This window comes from Bradyrhizobium erythrophlei, from assembly GCF_042430365.1.
Taxonomy (GTDB): Bacteria; Pseudomonadota; Alphaproteobacteria; order Rhizobiales; family Xanthobacteraceae; genus Bradyrhizobium; species Bradyrhizobium erythrophlei.
Genome location: NZ_JBHMET010000067.1, coordinates 1 through 13168, shown reverse-complemented (window position 1 = coordinate 13168; position 13168 = coordinate 1). Strand labels below are relative to the sequence as shown.

Here is a 13168-nt window from a genome sequence, read left to right as displayed (position 1 = left end):
GTTACAGAAGCGGAAGTTGACGGACAGCCGAGTGTTGCAGAGGGCGACGCTCGTGACCCAAACCGGTCATTGCCCCGAACCTTGCTTCACAAGCGCATAACCATTGGCAGCCAAGTCACGGATGATCATGCGGTCTGCTCATCTCGACGTGCGATATCATCGTCGCCAGTGCGCGCTTCGGGATTCGGAGATCACGCTCGGCACCCCATCGGATGCCGGCGTCGATTCCTTTCCGGCGCGGCCCGGTGCGGAGGCGCGATGCTCCGGAATACCGACCTGCGGCTTGGGCCCGGACATCTCGGCATCATCGTCTCGGTCGTAACATCAGGGGCGCGCGAAGCCGCGCATTACCGGCAGAGGTTGCCAAGCTCGCCGACGTGTCCCATGTCACGGTATAGGTCCAGCACGCTCACTCGGCGAGTGGCTAAGTCGCACCTTTCACGCGTTTCATGACACGCGCGATCTTCTTGCGTTTCCCTGCTTGACAAATGAGATGTTGGGGAGCATTCGACCCGTGCGCCGGAAGTTCCGGGGCGTTTCAACCAATCGAAGCAGGAATATGGACAGTTCCCCTAGTCGCTGTCCGACCGAGGCGAAACTCCTCCGTCGGGCACTCAACCAGTCAACCGGGATCGCCCCCGACGCCACTCGTCGGGCGAGCAGCGGCCGCGCCTAGGGCCCGTCGTACTCGCCTCTCGGGACCCGTCGGGGTCATCTTCCGAGAGGTGAGCCATGAACACGAACATCACGTTTTTTCGCGGCAATGCCGCCGCGCCCGCGCTTCGGGGAAGCCGGGCGACCAGCTTTACGCAAGACCGTTCCTTCGAGGGGTGCCGCGACGCGCGGGTGCCGGCACGCGCCGCGCTTGCGATGGTGTGGCGTTCCAACCCCGCGAACGGCCGGCTCGAATGTCGTTGGACCGCAGAAGGCGGCACCGCAACTGACGAGGGCGTCAGTTGCAATGACCTCCATCAAGCCGCCTAGTCCGGCTCTCCCGCATACTTCCCGAATCTTAGCCCCTGCCGAGGCGGACGCCCGCTGGGCGCGTCCCGTCGCGTCTGCATGCACTCCGATGTCGATTGACACCTTCAATTCAAGAGCCACGTGCCATGAATAAAGAAACAAAACGCTTGCAAAACGGCCGCGAGGTTGGCCGCAACAAGCAGCGCAACAAGCAGGTGATTTCGTCTCTCCTGGTCGAGCTGTGCGAATGCGCTCCTGAGCAGGCGCTGGCGCGGCTGGAGACGACGCATAACGGCTTGACCGAAGAACAAGTCGAGGCGCGGCAGGAGCAGTACGGCTTCAATGAGGTGAGCCATGAGAAACCGCCGACCTGGTACCACCAGCTGTTCGACGCATTCCTGACACCGTTCAACGGCGTCCTGTTTGCGGTCAGCATCGTTTCCCTGTTCTCCGACGTGATCTTCGCCGCGCCGGAAGATCGCTCGTTCAAGACGATCATCGTGCTGAGCGCGATGGTCCTGCTGAGCACGCTGTTGCGTTTCTGGCAGGAATTCCGGTCGAACCAGGCCGCCGAAGAGCTGAAAGCCATGGTGAGCTCGACTACGGCGGTGCTGCGTGCCGGCATGCCGCGCCCGCAGGAGGTGCCGATTTCGACGTTGGTGCCGGGCGATATCGTCCATCTGTCGGCTGGCGACATGGTCCCGGCCGACGTGCGGCTCTTGAGCGCCAAGGATCTCTTCGTCAGCCAGGCCATGCTGACGGGCGAGTCTCTTCCGCTGGAGAAATATCCGCTTCTGCCGACCCCGAGGAACCTCGCTCGCAGCCCCCTCGAACTGGAGACGGCTAGTTTCATGGGCACCAACGTGGTGAGCGGCACCGCGACCGCCGTCGTGGTGGCGACGGGCGACGCGACCTTCTTCGGCGCCATGGCGCGCGATATCGTCGGAGCACGGCCGCTCACGAGCTTCGACATCGGGGTCAATCGCGTCAGCTGGATGCTGATCCGTTTCCTGCTGGTGATGACGCCGCTGGTGTTCCTGATCAACGGCCTCACCAAGGCCGACTGGCTGGAGTCGTTGCTGTTCGCGGTTTCGGTCGCGGTCGGCCTCACCCCCGAAATGCTGCCGATGGTCGTCACCGCCAACCTCGCCAAGGGCGCGGTCATGATGGCCCGGCACAAGAGCATCGTGAAACGGCTCAATGCCATCCAGAACTTCGGCGCGATGGATATCCTGTGCACCGACAAGACCGGGACCCTGACGCAGAACAGGGTCATCCTCGAGCGTCATCTCGACATCCACGGCAATGAGGACAGCCGGGTGCTGGAGTTGGCCTGGCTCAACAGCTTCCATCAGACCGGCCTGAAAAATCTGCTCGACGTGGCGGTGCTCGAATACGCCGACCAGTTGGAGCTGGTCGGCAAGCTGCAGCACTACCGGAAAGTCGATGAGATCCCGTTCGACTTTATGCGCCGACGCATGTCGGTCATCGTCCGCAATGGCGGCAAGAACCTTCTGGTCTGCAAGGGCGCGATCGAGGAAGTGCTGGCACTCTGCGCGTTTGCCGACGAGAATGCTGCCGCGCCGGGGGGCGTGGTGCCGTTCACCGCTGAAATGCGACGCGAGGTGCGCGAGATCACGCGCGACCTGAACGAGGATGGCTTGCGCGCATTGGCGGTCGCCTACAAGGAGCTTCCGCCGGAGGACCGTGCCTACACCGTCGCAGACGAGAACGAGCTGGTTCTCGCGGGCTACGTAGCCTTTCTCGATCCGCCGAAGGAAACGGCGCGCGAAGCCATCGCGGCGCTCAGGGAACACGGCGTCGACATCAAGATCATCACCGGCGACAACGAGGTCGTCACGCGCAAGATCTGCAAGGAGGTGGGGCTCGCCGTCGACAGAGCGATGGTGGGCAAGGACGTGGCGGCCATGGCTGACGCCGAGCTGGCCGATGCCGCCGAGCGGACCACCATTTTCACTAAGATGTCGCCGCTGGAGAAGTCGCGCGTGATCCGCGCGCTGCAGAGCAGAGGTCATACCGTCGGCTATCTAGGCGACGGCATCAACGATGCCGCAGCGCTGAAGGATGCCGACGTCGGCATCTCGGTCGACACCGCGGTCGATATCGCCAAGGAATCGGCCGACATTATCCTGCTCGAAAAGAGCCTGTTGGTCCTGGAAGCAGCCGTGATCGAAGGGCGCAAGACCTTCGCCAACATCATCAAGTACATCAAGATGACGGCGAGCTCGAACTTCGGCAACGTGTTCAGCGTGCTGGTGGCGAGCGTTTTCCTGCCCTTCCTGCCGATGCTGCCGATCCAATTGCTGATCCAGAACCTGCTCTACGATATCTCCCAGGTCTCGATCCCGTGGGACGACGTCGATCAGGACTATCTGACGCAACCGCGGAAATGGGATGCAGGCGGCATTGCCCGCTTCATGGTGTTCATCGGCCCGATCAGCTCGATCTTCGACATCGTGACCTTCATCGTCATGTGGCACGTGTTCGGAGCGGATACGGTCGAGAAGCAATCGCTGTTTCAATCCGGCTGGTTTGTGGTCGGCCTGCTGACGCAGACGCTGATCGTGCACATGATCCGCACCCAGCACATCCCCTTTATCCAAAGCCGGGCCGCCACCCCGGTGATCCTGCTGACCGCCAGCATCATGGCGATCGGCATCTATCTGCCGTTCTCGCCGCTCGGCGCGCATGTCGGCATGGTCCCGTTGCCCATGTCGTATTTCCCGTGGCTCGCCGGAATTCTGTTAAGCTATTGCCTGCTCACGCAGCTGATCAAGCGGCTCTACATTCGCCGGTTCGGTCAATGGCTGTAGGTTCGGCTATGCACGTCGAGACGTGGGAACTGCTCCGAAATCGCGCCCAACGCCGCGCTGCAAGCGCCGTGATCCACGTCGCGGATGTCATGCTGCGGCTCTCCCATCAGCTGTATCGTGCCGGAGTTCTCGATTTGGCTGGCGCCAAGCATGCCATTCGATGGAGCGACGCGGTTTGGCGGTTGGGCTGGGATCTGGCGAAACGGAAGCGCCGCCCGTAACCAGTCGGCAAGGCCTGTTGCACGCCCGTCACGGACTCCTGCGATCCGACTGAATAATCTCTGTCTTGATGATGCGACGATCGGAAATGTTTGTTGGAAATGCTCTCCCCATGAATAGCCTCCTCCGATCCTGGAAGGGTACCGCCGCCGGCCTCGGAGTGGGCGTGCTTGCGCTCGCCGATCCCGCTTCCGCGGCAGATCTGCCACTCAAGGCGCCAGCACTGAAATCGGTTTACGACTGGACCGGGTTCTATGTCGGCGGGCATTTCGGCTATGGCGACGCGAGCTTGGGCCCCGACACCAACCCGCTGCCGCTGCAGGGCGTCTTCTTTCCGCACAGCCCCACCGGACTGATCGGTGGCTTCCAGGTGGGCTATAACCGGGAGTTCGCAAACCATCTCGTGCTGGGCGTGGAAGCCGATGCCTCGTTCACCAGCCCAATCGATCAAGCGGCGCTCGGGGGGGCGCCAGCGCCCTTCAACACCGCGCTCGATTACGTCGGCACGCTCCGCGGCCGCATTGGATACGCCTTTGGGCGCTGGATGCCCTATGTGACCGGCGGGTTCGCCTGGGGACACACCCATATCAACATCAATGACGATCCCGCGAATGGCAGCGGTGTTATCTCGTCGGTCGGTCACTATCAGCCCGGCTGGACCGCAGGTCTCGGCCTCGAATTTGCTATCAGCGGCAATTGGACCGCCAAGCTCGAATATGAGTATGTCGACCTCGCGCGCCAGGCATACGATCTGAGCGGCTTTGGGTTGTCGGGCGTCAATGTCGATCCGCGCATTCACCTTGCCAAGGTCGGGCTCAACTACCAGTTCGGCGACACACCATGGAAACCGGCAGCGGACGGCAAGACCGCGCTTCCCGAGTCCAACGACTGGAATGTCCACGCGCAGACGACGTTCCTGCCGCACGGCTATCCGGCGTTCCGTTCCCCCTATGCTGGAGTGAACAGCCTTCCCGGCGGCGGGCAATTGCAGCAGACCTGGACGACGACTGCCTTCCTTGGGGTGCGGCTATGGGACGGTGGCGAGTTCTATTTCAATCCCGAGCTGGCACAGGGCTTTGGCATCAATGGGACCCTTGGCTTGGCCGGCTTTCCCAACGGAGAGGCGCAAAAGGCGGGCTCCGCCTTCCCGAAGATTCGGCCCCAGCGCTATTACCTCAAGCAGACGTGGGGTCTTGGCGGCGAACAGGAGGAGGTCGCCGATGGTCCCAACCAGCTTCCGGGCAAGCGCGATGTCGATCGCGTCACCCTGGTGGTCGGCCGCTTTGCCCTAGGCGATTTCTTCGACAACAACACCTATGCGCATGATCCGCGCGCGGACTTTATGAACTGGGCGCTGTGGGGATCGGCGGCCTACGACTTCCCGGCCGACCTTCCGGGCTACACCCGCGGCGCCATGGTCGAGCTCAATCGGAAGGATTGGGCCGTGCGCGCCGCCTTCGTGGAGGTGCCCTCCCAGCCGAACAGCGATATCTTGACCTTCAAGACCGGCGGCGCCGTGGTCGAGTTCGAAGAGCGCCACACCATCTTCGACCAGCCGGGCAAGCTCCGGCTCGGCGCGTTCGGACACCAGGGCGTCACCGGTAATTATCGCCAGGCGGTGGCGATCGCCGCGCTGGATCCAATCCAGGACATCAATGACGTGATGGCGAGCATCCGCCACGTCAGCCCGAAATACGGCTTCTATACCAATCTCGAACAGCAGGTCGTCAAGGATATCGGCGTCTTCGCGCGGGCGAGCTGGAACGACGGCCAGAATGAAATCCTCTCCTTCACCGACATCGACCGCAGCTTGGCGGGTGGCGTCTCCATCAAGGGCAGCTTTTGGGGTCGGCCGAACGATACTGTCGGCATCGGCGGCGCCATCAACGGGCTCTCCGCCGCGCACCGCGACTATCTCGCCGCCGGCGGCATCGGGCTGTTGATCGGCGATGGCCGGCTCAACTACCGGCCGGAGCAGATTTTTGAGGCCTACTACGCCTATCAGGTCACGAAAAATTTTACCGTCACCGCCGACTATCAGTTCATGGCAAATCCCGCCTACAACGCCGATCGCGGCCCCGTCTCGATCTTCTCCTGCCGTCTGCATGGCGAGTTCTAAACCGGGCGGCTGCGCGGCGCGTTAGGATGTTCGTCCCGCTGCCGGCAACTCGCTTCCATGCGCAGTTTTTGAGCCAGCGGCTCGTACAAGGTCGATCAACTGTGGTAACCTGATTGTGGGGGGCCGCTTTGGGGCGGTCGCCATGTCAGAAACGAAGCCGCTTGTTCACGCAATCATCGCAGCTAGCCTGCTGTTGATTCTCGGTTGTGCTCAATCAAGCGCTCTGGCGCGCGGAAGTGCGGTTATTCGTGACCCGCCTTGGGATCCCGCCCGGATCGAGCGTCTCCCGCCCGAGGTCGGACGTGCAGTTCTTCGCATGTGCAAGGGGCGAGCGACCGCCGCCCATTACTTTGCGACTTATCTAAACAATTCAAAGATAATCAGGCTGCATTTCGAGCACCTCAGTTGTAACGGGGAGCTAAAGTTTTGCAGAGGTGCTAACACCTGCCTTCATGAGGAATTTGTCTCCTCGGATTCTCGGTATCGGCTCCTGAGGACTTACTACGGTCGACGCGATGATTGACCGACCTCCTTACATCAATATGCTCAGCCCGGCGCTTCGCTAGACCTGAAAGGATTGCTAACCACGCACAAGAGCCACCGGGCGAGTGCGCCGGCAGATTCACGTTGCTCGGCCTGCTGTTTGCGATGTTCGCTGCATGCGAATTCCGCAACCAGGCGCGGATAACCGAAACGTGAAACGCAAGAGCCAATACCGCTTTTCGGTTCGCGCTTAGCGTGCCACCATCCTCTTGAAATCGATGGGAGGACCGCGATGCGCTGGTGTTTCTCGATTGGAGCGGGGCTCATGGCGGCGGCCATGTCGTGGAGCACCGTCGCGGGCGCCGCGCCCGGACCCGGGCCTCAACAGAGTGAGGCCAAGGAGAATGCGACGTCGGTCGACCTCGAACTCGTGATGGCCGTTGATGTCTCCTATTCCATGGATCTGGACGAACTCGCCGTGCAGCGCGAGGGTTATGCGCAAGCGATCGTCTCGAAAGAGTTTCTTCAGACGATGAGGAATGGTCCGACCAGCAAGATAGCCGTGACCTATTTCGAGTGGTCGGCCTCGAGCGATCAGAGGATCATCATTCCCTGGCGGGTGATCGACGGCCCGGAATCGGCCGATGCGGTTGCAAACGAAATCATGAAAGCGCCGGCTCGCCGCGGCTCGCGAACCTCGATCTCTGGCGCGATCAGTTTTGCCATGCCGCTGTTCGATGAGAATCCCTATCGCGGCTTGCGGCGCGTCATCGATATCTCCGGCGATGGCCCCAACAATAATCGCGAGCCGGTCGCTGGCGTGCGGGAAGCGGCACTGGCCAAAGGCATCACCATCAATGGTCTGCCGATCATGGTGAAGGAGCCGTCTCTTTCCGGCGGCGTGGATATCGAGAACCTCGATTGGTACTACGAGGACTGCGTGATCGGCGGGCCCGGCTCGTTTGTGGTGTCGATCAAGGACCGCGACAAGTTCAAGGAGGCGATCCGGGCCAAGCTCGTGCTTGAGGTGGCGGGCCGGACGCCGGAGCATCGCCTCGTACCGGTCGCGGAGAAAGAGCCGCGGGTGCCCTGCAACATCGGCGAGAAGATGTGGCAGGAGCGCTGGGGGCGGTGAGGCCCAGTGAACATCGATCAGAGACTCGACTGCACCGTCGATGCGGCAGACCTGGGTCGAGAGCGCATGGTGTTGCTACGGTCAGTAGCCGGTCTCATCGCCGCTGCATCGTCGGTGCGTCGCCGAGCGCTCTCCTGCCGATCCGCTTCAAGTCCTCGACCGAGGTCTCCATGCTGCGAGGATTGTTTTTTGCAAGCGGTTGACTTCCGCTGTTGGCCCATCGCGACGGAAATGCATGTCCGCTGCCATGTCAGCGATCAGGGTAAGAGCGGGCTCGTTGTGCTCAAAGTGAGTTTTGTCGCTTGTGACCCATGTGCGACGTCGGCCCACATCTCATGCTGCATTAGCGAAGCCGGTTTCAGTTCCCCTACCAAAGCCCTCGTTAAGCCGTTACGATGCTGCGTCCTGAGCCTGGGGGCAACTAGAAGCGGCGTGAGTTAAACACGCTAGTCGGGGTGCGGCAGCAGCCACGGACGACTTGCTGCGCAAACCGATGTGCAGAGCGCCTATTGGGACGTGACAAGGCGAGCGTCGGTTGACCGCGGCCGTCCACCTTTCGTCTCTGTTTTTTGATCCGACGAGTTCCGATGGATATGATTTAATGTGGACTAACAGCTCCGTCGCGGAGCTTCGACAGGGAGAGACGACCATGGAACCGGTCGATGCTGCGATCCCCCGCATGACCGAGGATGGGCTTGCCGTGGTTCTCGGCGGTCGCACTTACGGAGACGACGCCAAGGCCGACCGCATCGGCAACCTCAGGCAGATGAGCGTGCCGAAGGAGATGGACGCCTTCACCGTGGCATTGACGCGACAATCGAAGCTGCTCGCCTTACGGGCCGGCAGCGCGCAGGATGCAATCTATGGCGCGTATGGCAATGATCTCGAGCTGCTGAGTCGCTACCGCAATGCGTTCAAGCGGACGATCGACGCGGCGCTGCGGGCGCGGGCAGCTCCCGACCAGCCAGACGCCCAGGCTTTTCTCGATCGCGTGACCCGAGAGGTCGCGGAGATCGTGCATGAACCGACGCTCGACCTCGGGCCGGACGCGCTGCAACTCGAAGGCAATGAACTGCTCGGGCGACTCCAGACTCAGGTCCGCACCGAGGTCGCGTCCCTCAAGCAGGCCGTCGCCGTCTGGCTGCACCTGCTGGCCGAAGCCGAATACGTGAGCATCATCGAGTGGTTCAACCCGAAGGCGTTGCGTTATCATTTTTTCCGCATGGAGGCGTTTCGGACCGAACTCGGACGCAACAAGACGACGACCGGCGATATGATCACTGGCCGCACCATCACCACGACCGTCCAAAACCGCGTCGAGGTGTTCAACGAGCGGCGAGTACATACCGTCGTGAACGCCCGGGTCCAGACACCCGACGAATATCGCGGGCGCGTGCCGAAGCGGATCGCGCGCCTCCTCGACGCCATTCCGGCGGAAGTGCGGCCGTTCGTGACAATCATCGACGGTATGGTTTCGCAAGAAGTAATTCACCGCCGTGTCGCCTCGAGCAGGATCGAGACGCAGACGCGTGCGGTCTACATTCCGGATCCGGCGCTCGCCCTTTTCAACACCTGGGCGATCAACGGCTGGGGAGGATCGACACAGGAGCCAGCACTCTCGCTCTACCAGGGGCATGCTATATCGAATGCGAACAAGATCCTCGCCTTGGAGCTCACCGGCACTGCCGCCGTCACCATGCTGGCCGCCGTCGCCGAAGGCCGCCGTGGTGCGATCGCCGCCGGCATCATCTGTCTCATCCTGACCTTGTTCCAGCAGCTTGGGTTGCGCATCGAGCCTAAGACGTGATCGGAGATGAAGGCTACGTCTCGATCGCAAAGAGATCACCGCTGCCCCGCGGCGGTCCGATCGGATTGACCGGTCGGCTGAACGGGTGCGGTCGCGGTCGCGAGCGATTGCCCGAGAATGGCCGTGATCAAGCCGCTCATTCCGCCTTCGGTCCCCCCCACCGAAATGTTCGGCACGAACTTCTGCGCGTTGCTCAGCGCCGCGGTGAGAACGTCCGGGTGCTTCTCGAAGAAGCCCGTCAAGGTGTTTAGCATGAGCTCGAACTGTCGCAGGCGGACCGTTGAATCGACGCCCAGCACGTCCATCTGCTTCTTCTGGCCCTCAGCGATCAGGGCGAGCTTGTCCCGCTCGCCCTGACCTTCGTTCTTCGCCGCGAGCGCATTCCTCTCGGATGCCTTCACGCCGATTTCGGCCTTGACGAGTGTGACCTGCTGGTTGGCGGTTTCCTTGGCGTTTTCCGAGTCGATGCGCTTTTCCTGGGCGGCTTTCTCCTGAATGAATGCCTTCGCCAACTGGGTCGCGAGCTGTTCGCGACGAACCGCGACGAGGAGTTCGGGTGGGATCGCAGGCTCGCCGAGACGAACTTCACGAATGGTCACGCAAGATTTTGCAGCTTCCGGACGGATGCGGCGTTCGATCTCACCCTCGATCAGCGGACGCTGGTTGATGAGGTCGAGCGCCTTTGTGGGTCGGTTGACCGTAACGATGATCGGCTTGCCCTCGTTGTCGAGAACGGGCTTACCGGTTTCGTCAACCTTCGGCTCAGTGACCTCGTAACTGCCGCCCGCCACGTCCCGGGTAATGGCGCGGATCGAGGGCGTGAGCACGCGGTCCTCGACTTGCTTGAGCGTTCCGACACCGGCGAACACACACGACGCATCCGATGGCAGCACCTGCGCGACCACGCGCAACTCGAGCGGGATGTCCCAGCCTTCCATCTTCACGATGACGGCCCGGTCGGCGTTCTCGGCATCGACGGGGACGTCGATTTCGGTGCGGTTTTGAACGATATCGCCCTTCGCATCGACGGTCAGCGAGATGGCCGCACGCTTGTAGCCGCCAGCATACGTCCACACCTGCGCTTTGGTGTCGAAGTCTTCGACCACGAACGCACTCGGATTGAAATAATACTTGCCCGGCTGCAACGATTTTTCCCATACACCGACGCATCCAACCGGGACGATGGGCGCGTCGACCCGCTGAAGATTCTGGCTGTCCTCCTTGGTCTTGATGAGGTCGCACTTGTCGGGCTTGCTACCCTTCAAGGCGCCGAAGTCGATTTCCGCATAGGCATTGGACTTGACGAGACCGACGAAGCCGGCTTTCACCTCCTTGGCGTCCTTCTCCTCGTAGTCCCACAGATAGCGGTTGACGCGCCACCTGCCGGGCGTCAGCACCGTCAATTGCGGGCCGCGCTGGCCGCGATTCTTGAGGAAGGTCTCCGCGTCGAGCATTTGATAGCCCAGCGCAACCGGGAACGGGTCGGCAAAGGCCTGTCCAGGCCGCAGCGGCGCGCCGTCCTTGGCGACGAGGACGCCAACCTTCCCCTCCTTGATGTTGACCTCCTCGTACCGAGTGTCGACGTCGTAGATGACGTTGACGAGCAGGCGAGGATGGAAGCCGGGCGTGAAGATCTCGGCCTGCGGACCATTCTCGCCGTTGGCCGCGACGATGCGACCGGCGGCGAGCGGCCCTCCTCCGTAGATCCGGAACAGATGTCCGACATGCCCGTCGGGGACTTGCACGAACGACGTCGAGAGTACACCGAAGCCGATGATGACGAGCCCCACCGCGCGAAGTGTATTTTGGACGAACCAGTTTCTGTATTGTCCCGGAACCAGCGGCGGAGCCAGAAACAGGACGATGGCGCCTGCGGCCACCCAGAAGATCAAACCGAGCATGTCTCCCTCCTCGGCAAACGCCCACATGGAGTTGGCTGTTATAACACGGGTGGCAGTTCCGAACCGATCGAAAAGCTATACGATCTCAATCGGTTGTGACGTGCTGGCAGGTATGGGATATCGCGCCGGTTTGGCACGGCGAGCCCTGAGCCGAGGTGGTTCCCAGAAGACAATGCCAAGCATTGCGCAGGAGCGCACTCCGTGTATCCGCGACCTCCAATACTGGGTGGGACATGGCCGCGGGCGGTTATGCCGGCGGCGGGTCTTTCCTATTCTTCCTGGGCTTCTTGCGAGGCAACGACAGCAGGTCGAGCGGGCTCTCGATGGCAGCGATTATGCCGGTGGCAACGCGCGTGTAGCGCGCCGTGGTGTCCAATTTGTCGTGCCCCAACAACGCTTGGATGATGCGGATGTCGGTTCCGCGTTCCAGCAGGTGGGTCGCGAAGCTGTGGCGCAGCGCGTGCAGCGTCACGCCCTTCCTGATCCCGGCCGCATCGGCCGCCTCATGAAACAGGCGGTTGAGCTGGCGGGTGGTCATGGGCTTGCCGGCCCTGGTGCCAGGAAACAGCCAGCGTTCCGGCACAGGCGTTTGCGCATCGTGACGCGATGGGCGCGCCTTCCACCATTGGCGCAAGAGATCGAGCGTCTCGGACGACAGCATGACATTGCGGTCCTTGCGGCCCTTGGATTGCTCGATGCGAATGATCTTCTGCGCACTGTCGATATGTTTGACCTTCAGCCGGACCACCTCGCCGGCGCGCAACCCGCAGCCATAGCCGAGACTGAGCAGAAGGCGAGCCTTGAGGCTGCTGGCGACGGCCAGCAGGCGCTTCGTCTCATCCGTACTCATCACCAGCGGAATCTTCTGAGGCTCGCGGAGGTGATAGATCTCGGCCGCAAGGTCCAATCGGCGCAGCGTCACGCGGAACAAGAACCGCAACCCGGTCATGATGCGGTTGCGGTTGCAGATGCTCGCGCCCGTCTCAGCCAAGTGCAGCTGGAAGCGGCGGATGTCCTCAAGTGTGGCCGTGTCTGGGGAGCGCTTGAGAAACGCAGCGAACCGCTTGCAGCTGCTGATGTGGCCCCTCTGCGTGCCCGCACACAGCTTGCGCGCGTTCATGTCCTCGATCATGCGCTGGCGAAGCGGACTGCTAGTATCGGTCATAGACGGCTCCTGTCTGGGATGAGGTGGATCACACCTCGATCTTCAAGACAGGGCGCCACGCCCGCCACCGACGATCTCTCCTCCGGAGACAGTGCTCGCGGTTAGGCCGCCCGCCTCAGCGGGGTATCGCGCAGCGATTTAGATGCTATGGGCTACGCGGCGAGGCAATGGCACCATCGTCGCGGCAACCAAAGCGATGGAGCGCGCCATGGCGAAGCAGAATGACCTGAGCAGATCCCTCGTCGCCCTTGAACAAGACGCGACAGTGATCGCCGTGATCGAGATGGGCCAGTCGAGTTGGCTGGTCGCCGGCATTGTGCCGGGACTTGAACGCAATCCGTTGAAGAAGCTCAGCCCGGACCCCGATGGGCTGCTGCAGCTTCTGCATCGTTGGCGGAAGGAAGCGGTGCAGGCTGGACGCACGATCAAACGGATCGCCGTCGCCTATGAGGCCGGCCGCGACGGCTTCTGGCTGGCACGCTGGCTGCGCGCGCGAGAGATCGAGGCCTACGTGATCCACCCGTCGAGCGTCCCGGTGTCGC

At 62.0% G+C, this 13168-nt stretch carries 7 protein-coding genes and 1 pseudogene; 6 read left to right on the top strand and 2 right to left on the bottom strand.

Translation table 11 applies throughout. The annotated features are described in order from the left end of the window. The first annotated feature begins 732 nt into the window (after positions 1 to 732). The 5 genes from ACFFWD_RS12220 (at position 733) to ACFFWD_RS12200 (ending at position 9560) form a co-directional block, all read left to right on the top strand. The gene (locus tag ACFFWD_RS12220) at positions 733 to 984 is read left to right on the top strand and encodes a hypothetical protein (RefSeq protein ID WP_376965290.1); all 252 of its coding nucleotides are present in this window, start codon (positions 733 to 735) and stop codon (positions 982 to 984) included. 125 nt (positions 985 to 1109) lie between these two features. Beyond that, positions 1110 to 3797 carry a magnesium-translocating P-type ATPase gene (gene mgtA, locus ACFFWD_RS12215; RefSeq protein ID WP_376965288.1) on the top strand — a complete coding sequence of 896 codons (2688 nt, stop codon included), beginning with the start codon at positions 1110 to 1112 and terminating at the stop codon, positions 3795 to 3797. A gap of 331 nt (positions 3798 to 4128) precedes the next feature. Continuing rightward, on the top strand, positions 4129 to 6135 hold the full coding sequence (locus ACFFWD_RS12210; protein WP_376965286.1) for a carbohydrate porin: 2007 nt from the start codon (positions 4129 to 4131) through the stop codon (positions 6133 to 6135). A 775-nt stretch (positions 6136 to 6910) separates the two neighbouring features. Further along, positions 6911 to 7753 (top strand): DUF1194 domain-containing protein, encoded by an 843-nt coding sequence (locus ACFFWD_RS12205; protein ID WP_376965284.1) that lies wholly within the window; start codon positions 6911 to 6913, stop codon positions 7751 to 7753. Positions 7754 to 8402: 649 nt separating this feature from the next. After that, on the top strand, positions 8403 to 9560 hold the full coding sequence (locus ACFFWD_RS12200; protein WP_376965282.1) for a hypothetical protein: 1158 nt from the start codon (positions 8403 to 8405) through the stop codon (positions 9558 to 9560). Positions 9561 to 9595: 35 nt separating this feature from the next. On the opposite strand, the gene ACFFWD_RS12195 is transcribed toward ACFFWD_RS12200, so the two are convergent. Next, positions 9596 to 11461: an SPFH domain-containing protein gene (locus ACFFWD_RS12195; RefSeq protein ID WP_376965280.1), complete on the bottom strand. Its 1866-nt coding sequence runs from the start codon at positions 11459 to 11461 to the stop codon at positions 9596 to 9598. 247 nt (positions 11462 to 11708) lie between these two features. Further along, a complete protein-coding gene (locus ACFFWD_RS12190; RefSeq protein ID WP_376965278.1) occupies positions 11709 to 12593 on the bottom strand; it encodes a tyrosine-type recombinase/integrase in 885 nt (294 codons plus the stop codon). Positions 12594 to 12834: 241 nt separating this feature from the next. Between ACFFWD_RS12190 and ACFFWD_RS12185 the strand changes: the two are divergent. Beyond that, positions 12835 to 13168: pseudogene (locus tag ACFFWD_RS12185) on the top strand (IS110 family RNA-guided transposase); the annotation flags it as partial.